Source organism: Flavobacterium sp. RHBU_24 (assembly GCF_046613695.1).
In the GTDB taxonomy this organism is placed as follows: Bacteria; Bacteroidota; Bacteroidia; order Flavobacteriales; family Flavobacteriaceae; genus Flavobacterium.
In genome coordinates this window covers 1-14,038 of record NZ_JBKJHD010000021.1, presented here as the reverse complement: position 1 = coordinate 14,038, position 14,038 = coordinate 1, and the positions used below count along the sequence as shown (strand labels likewise).

At 44.5% G+C, this 14,038-nt stretch carries 13 protein-coding genes; 8 read left to right on the top strand and 5 right to left on the bottom strand.

From position 1 onward, the window contains the following. Together ACLI09_RS15890 and trhA are read right to left on the bottom strand one after the other, a co-directional pair. Window positions 1-483, bottom strand: coding sequence for a DUF305 domain-containing protein (locus tag ACLI09_RS15890; RefSeq protein ID WP_411420626.1), 483 nt, complete (start codon window positions 481-483; stop codon window positions 1-3). Between the two features lie 95 nt (window positions 484-578). Further along, window positions 579-1,214, bottom strand: a complete 636-nt coding sequence (gene trhA / locus ACLI09_RS15885; protein ID WP_411420625.1) for a PAQR family membrane homeostasis protein TrhA — start codon at window positions 1,212-1,214, stop codon at window positions 579-581. 236 nt (window positions 1,215-1,450) lie between these two features. Between trhA and ACLI09_RS15880 the strand changes: the two genes are divergently transcribed. The 4 genes from ACLI09_RS15880 to ACLI09_RS15865 all read left to right on the top strand — a co-directional run bounded on the left by ACLI09_RS15880 (window position 1,451) and on the right by ACLI09_RS15865 (window position 6,173). Further along, window positions 1,451-3,415 carry a sialate O-acetylesterase gene (locus ACLI09_RS15880; RefSeq protein ID WP_411420624.1) on the top strand — a complete coding sequence of 655 codons (1,965 nt, stop codon included), beginning with the start codon at window positions 1,451-1,453 and terminating at the stop codon, window positions 3,413-3,415. 56 nt (window positions 3,416-3,471) lie between these two features. After that, the gene (locus ACLI09_RS15875) at window positions 3,472-4,062 is read left to right on the top strand and encodes a hypothetical protein (protein WP_411420623.1); all 591 of its coding nucleotides are present in this window, start codon (window positions 3,472-3,474) and stop codon (window positions 4,060-4,062) included. A gap of 271 nt (window positions 4,063-4,333) precedes the next feature. Then, window positions 4,334-5,482 (top strand): THUMP domain-containing class I SAM-dependent RNA methyltransferase, encoded by a 1,149-nt coding sequence (locus ACLI09_RS15870; protein ID WP_411420678.1) that lies wholly within the window; start codon window positions 4,334-4,336, stop codon window positions 5,480-5,482. Between the two features lie 64 nt (window positions 5,483-5,546). Further along, complete coding sequence (locus ACLI09_RS15865) at window positions 5,547-6,173, top strand: hypothetical protein (RefSeq protein WP_411420622.1); 627 nt, start codon at window positions 5,547-5,549, stop codon at window positions 6,171-6,173. A 73-nt stretch (window positions 6,174-6,246) separates the two neighbouring features. Here ACLI09_RS15865 and ACLI09_RS15860 read toward each other — a convergent pair whose 3' ends face one another. Next, window positions 6,247-7,875, bottom strand: a complete 1,629-nt coding sequence (locus tag ACLI09_RS15860) for an acyl-CoA carboxylase subunit beta (RefSeq protein WP_411420621.1) — start codon at window positions 7,873-7,875, stop codon at window positions 6,247-6,249. Between the two features lie 197 nt (window positions 7,876-8,072). Here ACLI09_RS15860 and ACLI09_RS15855 point away from each other — a divergent pair, with 197 nt between their 5' ends. Continuing rightward, window positions 8,073-8,717: a DUF47 domain-containing protein gene (locus ACLI09_RS15855; RefSeq protein ID WP_411420620.1), complete on the top strand. Its 645-nt coding sequence runs from the start codon at window positions 8,073-8,075 to the stop codon at window positions 8,715-8,717. A 21-nt stretch (window positions 8,718-8,738) separates the two neighbouring features. Beyond that, window positions 8,739-10,031: an anion permease gene (locus tag ACLI09_RS15850; protein ID WP_411420619.1), complete on the top strand. Its 1,293-nt coding sequence runs from the start codon at window positions 8,739-8,741 to the stop codon at window positions 10,029-10,031. Between the two features lie 435 nt (window positions 10,032-10,466). Here the strand turns inward: ACLI09_RS15850 and ACLI09_RS15845 are convergent, their stop codons facing one another. Next, window positions 10,467-11,522 carry a T9SS type A sorting domain-containing protein gene (locus ACLI09_RS15845; protein ID WP_411420618.1) on the bottom strand — a complete coding sequence of 352 codons (1,056 nt, stop codon included), beginning with the start codon at window positions 11,520-11,522 and terminating at the stop codon, window positions 10,467-10,469. Window positions 11,523-11,674: 152 nt separating this feature from the next. On the opposite strand from ACLI09_RS15845, the gene ACLI09_RS15840 reads away from it, so the two are divergent. Continuing rightward, window positions 11,675-12,565 (top strand): hypothetical protein, encoded by an 891-nt coding sequence (locus ACLI09_RS15840; RefSeq protein ID WP_411420617.1) that lies wholly within the window; start codon window positions 11,675-11,677, stop codon window positions 12,563-12,565. Window positions 12,566-12,671: 106 nt separating this feature from the next. Here the strand turns inward: ACLI09_RS15840 and ACLI09_RS15835 are convergent, their stop codons facing one another. Continuing rightward, complete coding sequence (locus ACLI09_RS15835) at window positions 12,672-13,229, bottom strand: acetate uptake transporter (protein ID WP_411420616.1); 558 nt, start codon at window positions 13,227-13,229, stop codon at window positions 12,672-12,674. Between the two features lie 173 nt (window positions 13,230-13,402). On the opposite strand from ACLI09_RS15835, the gene ACLI09_RS15830 reads away from it, so the two are divergent. Beyond that, window positions 13,403-13,900, top strand: coding sequence for a GyrI-like domain-containing protein (locus tag ACLI09_RS15830; RefSeq protein WP_411420615.1), 498 nt, complete (start codon window positions 13,403-13,405; stop codon window positions 13,898-13,900). Window positions 13,901-14,038 lie beyond the last annotated feature (138 nt).

The following is a 14,038-nucleotide window of genomic DNA, read 5'->3' as shown; positions in this document are numbered from 1 at the left end:
TTATTGGTTCTCTATACGGTTTAGCATTTGTTTCATTTGGGCAATTTCTTCCTCCTGCGATTTTATAATCTGCTCACTCAGTTTTTTTACCTCAGGGTCTTTTATATTGGCATTACTACTGGTCATTATAGCGCTGGAGTGGTGCGGTATCATAGCCTTCATGTATTGCACATCGCTTATAAACGCCTGGGTGCGCAGCGCTGTAAAGGCAAGTACCATTACCGCTATACTGCCTATCACTATAGCTGTATTTTTTTTGGCGTTGCGGTACATGTGTTTCATAAAAGCCAGCTTTAGTAAGGCCATGGGCGCTACCATAAGCAGCGCCATATAAGCGCGCGTATTGCTCAGGTAAATGTGGCTTGTATCATCAACGTTTAAAAACATAACGCCGTACATTATGATGAATGATACCGTAAGCATGGCCGCAAAATTACGGTAAGCGTTATTTTTCATCGGCATAGGGTGTTGTTCGTTTTGCATAACGGTAAGGGTTTTAAGGTTCTGCCCTTAAAGTTAACCCTCAACCACAAACACCTGCCTTAAAATAGGGTTAAAGTTTGTAAAGCTTATGCAAGCTAAGGAATAAGGTATAAAAATATCCCCGTAAAATGCAGGGCGCTGCCTGCCAGCACAAAAATGTGCCAAATGGCGTGGTTGTAAGGTATTTTCTCTTTGGCGTAAAAGTATATGCCAAAGGTATAGCAAAGCCCGCCCCCCAGCAGATACCACAGCATACCGGGCGCCAGGCTTTCAAGCAGGGGTTTTATGGCTACAATAATAAGCCAGCCCATAAGCGCGTATAGTGTTAGCGATATTTTTTCGTTTTTGCGCAGGGGCGAAAACTTAAAGATAAAGCCGGCAATGGCAAAAGCCCATATAAACCCGAATATAGACCAGCCCCAGGCGCCCCTCAGCCCTAATAAGGCTACCGGGGTATAGGTGCCGGCTATAAGCACATAAATACACAGGTGGTCTATGCGCTGTAGTATGCGTTTCCAACGGAGTTTCCAGGCGGCATGGTATATGGTGCTGGCGGTATATAAAAGTATCAGGCTGCCGCCAAAAACTACCGAAGCCGCGATATGCATAGCCGTACCCTTAACCGCAGAATATACTACCATGGCTACCAGCGCCAAAACAGAAAGTACCGCGCCAAAACCATGGGTAAGGGTGTTATAGAGTTCTTCCCGTCTGCGGTTCTTTTTAGCCATAACTATTGTTTTTACAAAGGTACAAAACATCTTGTTTATGTAACTGAAACGCTGTCAAAAGCCAGCCCGGGAATCAGGTTTAAGAGCCATATAACTAATGTTCTGTTGAGAATCTTTCGGTTATCGACACTCCTAAACGTGCCCATTTTATCAATATGATATTTTTGTTGCCCATGCCGCTATAAGTTCATACTTTAGTAAGCTATACAATTAAACCAAATCATCTTTTATAAAAAATGAAATTACCTTTAAAATCGATGTTGCCCGCGCTGTTGTTGTTTTGTGCGGGTATTGCCCGGGCGGTAACTTTGCCCTCTTTTTTTACCGACAATATGGTGTTGCAGCAAAAAAGCACGGTACCGCTCTTTGGCGGCAGTACCGCTAAAAAAGTAACCGTTACCACATCTTGGGATAAGAAAGAATATGAAGTATTTGTAAAAGCCGGCAAATGGGAGGTTTTTATGGAAACGCCTACTTACGGTGGGCCTTATACCATTACCATTAACGACGGCAAAAAAACCGAATTAAAAAACATACTGATAGGCGAGGTGTGGCTGTGCAGCGGGCAGAGCAATATGGAGATGCCGCTAAAAGGCTGGGGCAAAATTACTAACTATGAAGAAGAGATTAACAACGCAAACTACCCCGAGATAAGGCTGCTACAGGCGGTGCAGGCCATGGGCGAACAGCCGCAGGATTACCTTGCGGTGCAGCATGGCGGCTGGCAGGTATGCGCGCCGGAAACCATTGCCGATTTTAGCAGCACGGCTTACTTTTTTGCCCGTAAAGTTTACCGGGAAAAGCACATACCCATAGGGCTCATCCACAGCAGCTGGGGCGGCACCGTGGCAGAGGCCTGGGTAAGCGCAGGTGCCTTAGGCAGCATGCACGATTTTGATGACGCGTTAGATGTGCTAAACGATACGGAAGGCCAAAAAATGAAGCAGGAACAATATGAGGCCGATATGCTTAAATGGAATGCGGCGCTTTCGGCAAAAGAAGGCAGCATGAAAGATGGCAAGCCGCTATGGGCAGGCACCGGCTATGATGATTCGGCGTGGGGTGCCATACCGGTTCCGTCGTTGTTTGAAAATAACGTGCTCCCTGATTTTAACGGTGTGGTATGGTACCGCAGGGCATTTGAGGTAGCTAAACTTCCGTCAGGTGCGGGCAGCTTTGAGTTTGCTGTGGATGATGACGATATGGTGTGGATAAATGATGTTTATATAGGCGGCACTAAAGGTTACAATATCGACCGTAAGTACACAGTGCCGGCTTCGGCGCTTAAAAAAGGGAGAAATGTAATAACCGTGCGTGTTTTTGACAATACCGGCGGCGGGGGTATTTACAGCCCCGACGATATCGCGTTAAAGTTTAGCGGCCTTACCATCCCGCTTGCGGGAACGTGGAAGTATAAAGCAGGTGTTAATCTTAAAGATTTGGCGCCCATGCCATTCCTTTCCGCCGGGCCAAACCGGCCAAGCGTGCTGTATAACGCCATGATTTATCCTTTACTGCGGTATAAAATAGCAGGGGCGATTTGGTACCAGGGTGAGAGCAATGCCGGGAGGGCGCAGCAGTACAAAACGCTGTTCCCGTTGCTGATACGGGACTGGCGTGATAAATTCCGCAATGAGAAGCTGCCGTTTTATTTTGTACAGCTGGCCAACTATAAGGAGGTAAAAACTGAACCCGCCCCATCAGACTGGGCCGAGCTGCGTGAGGCGCAGTTCCAGACGCTGAGGCTGCCTAACACCGGCATGGCGGTAATAACCGATATAGGTGATGCTAAAGATATCCACCCGAAAAACAAGCAGGATGTAGGCCTGAGGCTGGCACTTATAGCCCTTGCCAAAACCTACGGCACCGATGTGGCATACTCCGGCCCGCTGTATATCGACTTTAAAAAGCAGGGCAGTAAGATGCTGCTTACCTTTAACCACAACCAGGGCATAACCGCTAAAGGCGGCGGTGCGCTTACCGGCTTTGAAATAGCGGGTGAAGATAAAGTATTCCGCTGGGCACAGGCAACGGTAGAGGGCAGCAGGGTAGTGGTATGGAGCGATGCCGTTAAAAACCCCATTGCAGTGCGCTACAACTGGGCCGATAACCCGCAGGGCAACCTTACCAATGCATCGGGGTTGCCGGCGTCATCGTTCCGTACCGATACATGGCCGGGAGTAACGGAGGGGAAGAGGTAAATTGATGAGTGTAAGGTACAGAGGGAGTTGCAGGATGAACTGACTTTATTATTAAAATGATAAATAGAGTAATATTTTATATTATCTTATCGAGTATGATATTGTCCTGTGCAAGGAAATTGTCTCAGAAAAATATTAACCGACCATTTGAAAAAGATTTTGAAAAAGGTACAAACGAAATGTCCAAATGGTCTCGAAAAGCTAATCAAAATTTTGATGAGTATAATCAAAATAAAAGAGCGGAACACGATGGGATAGTGGAAATAAGGAATAAAGTAATTGATTCGCTCGGATTATTGAGTAAAAATAAATGGTTACTTATAAGCCAGTATGGAACTAATTATGAAGGTCCATATGAAAAAACATATTTTTTATTGAATGATAAATATTTTGTGTATTACATGTCTACTACTATTTTAGCAAACCAATCTAAAAAAGTTATTGAATACGATATTGATAATCTTAAATCAGATATTGATGTATATAAAATACATGACGCATTTTATAATGCGTTACCAGCTAAAAAAATTGATTCAGAACCCAGTGTAAATCCATGGCTCATTTACAATATAATTCAAGTAAAAGACGGCAGGATATATGCATTCAGAATATCTTCAGAAGATTACAAAATTAAAAAATGGAATTAAAATGAAGTTAACTATTTACATATTGGTAATTGCAATATCTGCCTCTTAAAGTATCAAATTATGAATCGGTTACTCAATGCGAAGAAGCGATTCCTTATGGTAAGTCAAGTAAAATGGCTATTCATAGTTTTTATCATTCACATACTATCGGTTTTTTCGTCGAAAAAAAATATACTGCAATGGCTATAATACATACACCCCCCGAAAATTGTATCTTTGCCTCCCTATAATTAGGTAAGAAACAGCATACACCGCAATGGAGAATTTTAAGATGGTGGCCAAAACGCTTTTTGGCTTTGAAGAGATACTGGCAAAAGAACTGCACCAGATGGGCGCGCAAAATGTAGAGGCCGGCGTGCGCATGGTGAGCTTTGTGGGTGATAAGGGTTTTATGTATAAGGCCAACCTGGCACTGCGTACCGCCCTTAAAATACTGAAACCCATACACAGCTTCCGCGCGTTTAATGACATGAGCCTGTACAAAGGCGTGCAAAGCATCGACTGGAGCCAGTACCTTAACGCTAACCAAACCTTTGTGGTAGACGTTACATTGCACAGCGAGCAGTTTAACCATTCGCAGTTTGTAGCCCTTAAAACCAAGGATGCCATTGTAGACCAGTTTCGCGATAAATTTGGCAAACGCCCGGGTATCGATAAAGACTATCCGGACCTTCGCATTAACCTGCACATATATAACGACCAGTGCAGCATAGCGCTGGACAGTAGCGGTGACTCACTGCACCACCGCGGGTACCGCAGCGCGACTAACATTGCTCCTATAAACGAGGTCCTTGCCGCCGGAATGCTGCTGCTTAGCGGCTGGGACGGCCAGGGCGATTTCCTTGACCCGATGTGTGGCAGTGGTACCATCCTGGCGGAAGCCGCGATGATTGCCTGCAACATTCCCGCTAACATCAACCGCCGCGAGTTTGCCTTTGAGAAATGGAACGACTGGGATAACGACCTGTTTGACAAGATAACCGATTCGCTGCTGGGAAAGGTGAGGGAGTTCCACTATACCATAAAGGGATATGACAAAGCGCCATCGGCAGTGGAGAAGGCAAAAGACAATATTAAGAATGCCAACCTTGACGAATACATAACCATAAGCCGCGAAAACTTTTTTGATACCGAAAAAACTACGCGTGGCCCGCTGCACATGGTGTTTAACCCGCCCTACGGCGAAAGGCTTGATGTAGACCTGGAGCGTTTTTACCGCGAAATAGGCGACACCCTGAAGCAAAGCTATCCCAATACCAACGCATGGTTCATTACCGGGAACTTAGAGGCGCTGAAGTTCGTTGGCCTGAAGCCGTCACGCAAGATAAAGCTGTTTAACGGCAAGCTCGAAGCGCGTTTGGTTAAATACGAAATGTATGAGGGCAGTAAGCGGACTAAGTTTCAGCAGGGGCAAGAGTAGTGGTAAGTAGGCAGTGATCAGTGTTCGGTAATCATTTGTGGTGTTCAGTTAAAACAAATAAAACATGAAAAAGTTACTTACATTAAAGCATTGGCAGTTGTTTTTACCGCTTTTTGTAGTGCCCTTACTAACGCAACTATCGCTGATGGCTTATTTGTTTTCGCAAATGATACATAAGGAAGTACCGCTGCCCGCCGATGACCCGGCTGTGTTTCTGGGTTTCTTTTCTAATGTAATGTATGTTGTTTTTGCTGTTATGGGCGTAGTAATGCTGCTGCATTTTTCATGGCAGTATACGCTTGGCAGCAGCCTGCATAAAAAACTCCCGGCAGGCGTAAACATGAACCTTGGCCTGTTCAGGGCATTCCTTATAATCCCGTTTTTTTATATACTCCTGTTTGGTTTTGTTATGTTCGATATTTTTTCGAATATATCGGCGGATAACGTGCCAAATTTTTACTGGTTTGCACTCATTGTGCCGCTGCACCTGTTCTCAATATTCTGTATGTTTTACAGCATATATTTCAACGCAAAATCATTAAAAGCGGTAGAACTGCAAAGGCCCGTAAAAGGCGAAGAATTTATAGCCGAGTTCTTTTTGCTGTGGTTCTTCGTGATAGGTGTCTGGATATTACAGCCACGGATTAATAAAATTTTTGAAGAAAATGAGAATGAACTTACCAGATATTAAATCATAAAGCCCTGAAATAACAGGGCTTTACTTTTTTATGTGTCGAACAATCGAATGATCTAAAAATCTATAATCACACCTGTATCACCCCTAAGTTAAATTGCTTTTCTATGGGCGCGTGGTTAGCGGCTTCAATGCCCATGCTTATCCAGGTGCGGGTGTCGAGCGGGTCGATAATACCATCCGTCCAGATACGCGCGGCGGCATAGTAGGGCGATGTTTGGGTATCGTACTTTGCCTTTATTTTCTCAAATAGTTCTGCCTCTTTTTCCGGCGTAATGGTCTCGCCTTTCGCTTTCAGCGAACCCGCCTCTATTTGCGCCAACACTTTAGCGGCCTGCGTACCGCCCATTACGGCAAGCTCTGCGCTGGGCCACGCAGCTATTAACCGTGGGTCATACGCCTTACCGCACATGGCGTAGTTGCCTGCGCCGTAGCTGTTGCCAATGATAATGGTAAACTTAGGCACAACCGAATTACTCACGGCATTAACCATCTTGGCGCCGTCTTTAATAATGCCGCCATGCTCGCTTTTGCTGCCCACCATAAAGCCGGTAACATCCTGCAAAAACACAAGCGGAATCTTTTTCTGGTTACAGTTGGCTATAAAGCGTGTGGCCTTATCGGCACTATCAGAGTAAATCACGCCGCCAAACTGCATTTCGCCCTTTCTGGTTTTTACCACCTTACGCTGGTTGGCCACTATGCCTACCGCCCAGCCGTTTATACGGGCATATCCTGTAATTATCGTTTGGCCGTAGCCGGCTTTATATTCGTCTATTTCGCTGTTATCCACCAGGCGTTTAATGATTTCCATCATGTCATACTGCTCGTTGCGCAGCTTTGGCAAAATGCCATAAATGTCTTTTTCCTCCAGTGCGGGTTTGGCAGAAGCAATCCTGTTAAATCCGGCAGGGGTATAATCGCCTATTTTGCCCACGATGCTGCGGATACGGTCCAGCGCGTCTTTGTCGTCCTTAGCCTTATAATCGGTAACACCCGATATTTCGCAGTGGGTAGTAGCGCCGCCCAGGGTTTCGTTGTCGATGCTTTCGCCAATAGCGGCCTTAACCAAATAGCTCCCTGCTAAAAAGATACTTCCGGTTTTATCTACAATCAGGGCTTCGTCGCTCATAATGGGCAGGTAGGCGCCGCCGGCCACGCAGCTGCCCATAACGGCGGCAATCTGGGTAATGCCCATGCTACTCATTATGGCGTTGTTACGAAAGATGCGTCCAAAGTGTTCTTTATCAGGGAAAATTTCATCCTGAAGCGGCAGGTACACCCCGGCGCTGTCTACCAGGTAGATGATGGGCAGGCGGTTTTCCATGGCTATTTCCTGGGCGCGCAGGTTCTTTTTACCGGTAATGGGGAACCACGCACCGGCCTTTACAGTAGCGTCGTTTGCTACCACAATACATTGTTTGCCCGAGACGTAGCCTATTTTTACCACAACGCCGCCGCTGGGGCACCCGCCGTGTTCTGCATACATGCCCTCTCCGGCAAAGGCGGCTATCTCTATGCTTTTAGTGTTTTTGTCGAGCAGGTAGTCAATGCGCTCACGGGCAGTCATTTTGCCTTCGCCGTGTAGTTTTTCAATACGCTTTTCACCGCCGCCCATGTACACTTTGGCAAGTTTTTGCCTTAAATCAGATACCAGCAGGCGGTTATGGTCTTCGTTTTTATTGAAATTAATATCCATATAAATTTGGGTATTATTAAAAATAGCTATTTTTGTTTACGCTAAAATAAAGAATTGTTTTAGATAAAATAAATTTTTTGAGGAGTCTGTAAATATATAAGGTTAATAACTATAGGTATTGGTAACCTGATATTTATAATTAGTTAACAATTCCTTAACTTTGTAGAAGTACATTTGCACCACTAAATATAACGTAAATGTCTATAAACAGTATCTTTCAGTTCCTTGTTCCAAAAGATAAGAAATTCTTCCCGCTTTTTGAACAGGCTGCCCAAAACCTTGTAGTTCTTGCACAAACACTTCACGACGCTGTAAATTTGCCAAAGAATGAGCGTGAAGCCTATTTTAAGAAAATAGAGGAGCTTGAAGCCATTATTGAAGATATTGCCCACAATACAAACCTGGAGCTGAGCCGCAATTTTATTACGCCTTTTGACAGGGAAGACATACACGCCCTTATATCGGCAATAGACAACGTAGCCGATTACCTGTATGGAGCCGCTAACCGCATGAGGCTGTACCAGGTAGAGAAAATTACAAAGAGCATACGCAAAATGACCGAAATAACCCTTGAGAGCGCGCAGCTGATACAAATAGCGGTGGGCGAACTTAAGGATATGAAGAACCTGAAAAACATAGCCGACTGCTGCCAGAAGATTAACAAGCTGGAAAACAAATCAGACAACGTGTTTGATAAAGCTGTGGCTGATATTTTTGAGAACGAAACCGATGCTAAAAACATCATTAAATATAAAGAAGTGCTTTCTGCGCTTGAAACGGCCGCAGATAAATGTAAAGGTGTGTCTAACGTACTGGAATCTATAGTAGTTAAGCATTCATAACACAATTATAGCAACTTATTTATGTTTACGCTTCTTATAGTAATTATAGTACTCGCCTTAATATTTGACTACATCAATGGTTTTCATGATGCGGCAAATGCTATAGCAACCGTAGTGGCTACAAAAGTGCTTTCGCCGTTCCAGGCGGTGCTTTGGGCTGCTTTTTTTAACTTCCTTGCCTATTGGGTGTTTGGCTTTGGCGTTGCCGATACGGTTGCCAAAACGGCTAACACTATGGATATAAACCTTGTAGTGATACTCGCCGGCGTTATTGCGGCCATCTGCTGGAACTTACTTACCTGGTGGCTCGGCATACCCTCAAGCTCGTCGCACACACTTATAGGCGGCTTTGCAGGTGCTGCCATTGCCCATGCAGGCTTTGATGTGGTATCGTGGTATAAGCCGGGTGTAGACGGGGCGATGCCATCGGGTGTACTTATTATTATAGCATTTATAGTATTGGCACCGCTTATAGGCGCCATAGCTTCTTATATTATTTCGATCTGGCTGCTCAATTCATCAAAAAAGAGCATTTGGCCCAAAGTGTTTACCGCCTGCTTAATGATAGCTACAGTAGCTTTTGTACTGTATGAAATGAAGTGGTACGACGATATCGAAAAACCGCGTTTTGATTCGCATTTCTGGAGTGTAGCCTTTGAACCGCATAACATTAAATGGTTTTTAGTAGCCTTTATCATACTTACCATCAGTGTTTTTTGCCTTGTCTTTAGCCGGATGTCGCTTGGCGTAGCCGAGAAATGGCTTAAGAGGATGCAGCTTATATCGTCTGCCTCTTTCAGCCTTGGGCATGGCGGCAACGACTCACAAAAAGTTATGGGTATTATAGCCGCCGCCGTGGCGGTATATCTAAATACAAGCGGTGTGGCCCAGGAAAGCATACCGGGCTGGCTTAATGTGGTGTTGCCAAAAGACGGCGCCCCGGGAAGTATGCCCAGCTGGATACCGCTGGCATGTTACTCGGCTATAGCTATGGGAACCCTTAGCGGCGGCTGGAAAATTGTAAAGACCATGGGCTCTAAAATTACCAAGGTAACATCTTTTGAGGGCGTGGCCGCCGAAACCGCGGGCGCACTTACTTTATATTTTACCGAGCATCTTAAAATACCCGTAAGTACTACGCATACCATTACCGGCTCAATCATTGGGGTAGGCCTTACCAAAAGGGTTTCGGCGGTACGCTGGGGTGTTACGGTAAACCTGCTGTGGGCATGGGTGCTTACCATACCGGTATCGGCAGTGCTTGCGGCACTTATATACTATATAATTGCCGGTATATCGATGTTAGTAGCTTAACTTCCTTTTTTACTATACACGGAAGCCCGTTGCCTATGCAATGGGCTTTTTTGTTTCAGGGCACAGGTACAGGCCAATTAACAGTACCTTATGCTGCCCTTAAGATTTCTTAATAATTACATTGCCTAACTTTACAACAGTAATCAGGTTAAGGCCGGCACTGCCTTTGTTAAAACGAAGACGACGGGTAGCCAGCCTGCCGGGGAGGCTGTAACGGGCGCTGCACTTTCCACCCGTTCGTGCAGGGCGGTAACTAACGTAGGCGTACACACTTGTGCGGAAACCTATCAGCAACACGGCAGGACACAGGCAGTGCGGTAAGGGCCTGATTAAGGTGATGTAAACGCACCAATATTATAGATAAAGCTGCCGGAGAATATATCTCTGGCAGCTTTTCTTGTTTGGTATATTTTCTGTTTGTAAGGCGATATCCGGCTACTCTTTTATAAATTTCAGGCTAATGTCTTTTAGCTTAAGATAGTACACACCCGGAGGTAATACAGTTACATCATACTTTTGGGCAGCCCGATAGCGTGCCACAGTTTGGCCCAGCGTGTTAATAATGGTGGCCTCTTCAGGTATTGTAAGTCCGTTAATGGCAATATAATTCGTAGCCGGGTTAGGGTAAACTGTTAGCGTTGGCTTTGAGAATGAATCGGTAGCAAAAACCTCTGCCATTACCCGCATCACATTAGTACCTTCCATACATGCTACAAAAAGCGCCCCGTTATCATACACAAGGTCATTAGCTGTGGGGTACGTTAAAGAATCGGGGGTCAGGAATATAGTGCTTTCGCCGCTGTCAGTGAAAATAATATACAAATTTGTATAGTCGTTTGAAGTGGCATAAAATTCATTTTCATAAGCCTTTGTAAAACTTAATGGTGTAAAAGGCAGGGTTACAAATGTTTCTTTTACATACGGTTGTACATCCAGGTTAATGCGGCTTATCTTATTGATTTCGGATACATACAAGTAGTTATCATAAATTTTGAGTCCTATTTCAGGCCCGGAAACAGCTACGTCGAGCCCTTCTATAATCGTTGCTACTGTAGCCGGAGTGGTAGCCAGGTTTACCTCAAAAATCTTGTTACCAGATGTTACATACAACTTGTTGTTTTTTCCAGTCAGCCCTTCAGGGTGTGCTATCGTGGCTATGGTTTCGGGAGTTCCGGTTCCGTCTGCGCTCACTTTTATTACAGCATTATCGTGCCAGCGGTTTACATACAGGTCGTTGCCCAGCTTGTAAAGCCCCGTTTGCATGCTGCCGGTTCCGCCGGAGTTTATTGCAGTATAATCATTACTTTCAGAATAGGCGTGTATCTTATATATTTCGCCATTAAATTCTGAGGCAACGTACAGGTCTTCTCCATCAAGCAAAATTCCCCCGTAGGGGCCTGATGTTGTTAAAGCCGTAAAAACGTTTTCATTATCCTGTGCCTGCGCGGCAGCGCTAATAATTATAATAAGCGCGAGTAATAATTTTTTCATTATGCATAAAATTAGTTGATTACGACAAAAATAGCGTTTTTTGTTTGCGTAATTAAAAAAGGGGCTGTTTCTTTTGGATTAAAAACTGGCGTAATTTTTGCGGAAATTCCTACGTTTGTGTAATCACCCACTCCAGTACTTTAACATACGTTATGAAAAACCAGCTTTACTACTGCCTTGCCCTTTTTTTTGTGGCTTCATCGCTCGTTGCCCAGCATAAAAAACTAAAAATACAGCGTATTACCGACCCTTGTAATAATGAAGTGCTGTTACATAAATATAAAAAGAATGGCCTGATTGAGGAAGAAGTAAGCACCCTGAAGGGTTTTAAGGGCGGTACTGTAGTAAACAGGACAGTATATAAATATAACGGTGACGGCTTGGTAACCCGGGTGAGCCACATTTGCAACGACACGCTGGTAAGCGATGAGGAAAGCGAGTATATAGGTAATGACCTGGTACATTTTCGGCGTACCGTAAAAGGTAAGCTGATGCTTGATGAGGCCTATACTTACCAGAAACGCAGGGCGCTCAGCATTATAAGTACTACGCCCAGCGGTGTTTTGGTTAAAACCATAAAGTATGACGATGCTAAAAAAATGACGGAAACAACTACCAAAAGCGGCAACATCATTACCGGTATAGAGAAAGAGTATAAGAACGGCAATACGGTTACGGCAGAGCATTATACAGCCGACGGACAGAACAAGCCGGAGGTGGTAAAGGAGTATGTGTATGATTTTGACGGCAACCTGATTGATGAGCGTACATTTATAAAAGATGAAGAAACAGCCCGCGTAATTTACAGGTTTGAAAACGGCTTCCCTGCCAGCAAAAAGGAGTATGCCTATGGCCAGCTGATTTTAGATATATTATATGATAAGCGCGGCAACCCGCTGAGGGAAGAAAATTTTGAAACCGGCGAGGTGCTTATGTATGACAGTAGCTTTAACGAAAACCGCGACCTTAAGCAGGTGCTTGTTTTAAAAGGAGATGCCACGGTGCAATGCACTAAAAAATATGAAAACGAGTACTGGGATTAAATAAATATAAAGCCACGAATTACACCAATTTGTCTTCTTTAAATTACGCCCGGTCAAACAGGGTTATTATTTGAACAATCGGTGTAATTCGTGGCTTTATATTTAATTAATAAGGCAATACTTTTTTGTGCTTCACCTCTTCCAGTAATTCTGCCACGCCCAGGTAAAAGGCGCTGCTTCCGCAGATTACGCCTACCAGCCCCGCTATTTTGTGGAGGTCTTCACTGCCCATCCACGACGAAATTGCAAGCAGGAAAAACAATATGGTAAGTGACAGGAACACAAACTGCTGCACCCTGCTGTTGCCCCAGGTGCCCCACCACATAAACGCGGTAAACAGCCCCCATAATGCTAAATACCAGCCCACAAATGCGGGTGGGGTAGCCGCGGCGGCATCTACGCCGGTAGCAGGAAGCATCCACATGGCCACTAAGGTGAGCCAAAAGAACCCGTAAGAGGTAAAGGCAGTAGCCGCAAAAACGTTGCCTTTTTTAAAGCACAATATACCCGCGATTATCTGGGCGATGCCGCCGTAAAAAATGCCCATGCCCAAAATTACCGATGCCAGCGGGAAGAAACCCATGTTGTGGATGTTGAGTAAAATAGTGGTCATTGCAAACCCGAGAAGGCCCAAAGGTGCAGGATTGGCTATTTTTGTTTCCATTTTTTATTAAATTTAAAGATTTGGTATCTCAAAAATAGCTTTTTGTTATTTTGTTTGTTAAGATTGGCAGATTTTTTTTTGAAGTAAATTTTTATCACTGCTGTAATAATGCGGATCTGGCCTGATGCTTAAAAGCACGGATTTTTTTTAAATTTACGGCAAATACAAAACCAATGCTTCCTGAAATACGCCATATCGAACCCATACAGATCATTGGCCTGCGCCAAAATATAAGTTATGCCAATAATACTACCCATGAATTATGGAAAAGCTTTATGCCCCGGCTGAAGGAAGTGCCAAATAAAATAGCGCATCACCGCATTTCGCTGCAAAATTATCCTGAGGGTTTTTTCAGGGATTTTAACCCCTACGCGTTTTTTGAGAAGTGGGCAGGAGTGGAAGTTACCTGCTTTGATGCTATTCCTGATGGCATGGAAACGTTTACCATCCCGGCCGGAAAGTATGCCGTGTTTCATTATAAAGGCAATGCTAATAATGCGCCCGAAGTTTTCAGGTACATACTGGCAGAGTGGTTGCCGCAATCGGGCTATACGCTAGATGACCGCCCGCATTTTGAAATTTTAGGGGAGAAGTACAAGAATGGGGAAGATGACAGCGAGGAGGATATTTATATACCTATTGTTGAAAGTTTTAAAGTCGAAAGTTTATAAAGTTAGCTTCACTCTGCTTCGTCAATTTATAACCAAACGACCTGTAACAATAATTCGATTAATAGGATAAATTAGATTGCCGCGCTCCGTTCCTCCGCTCGCAATGACGGATTTTACGGGGGGGTATTTTCTTCACAT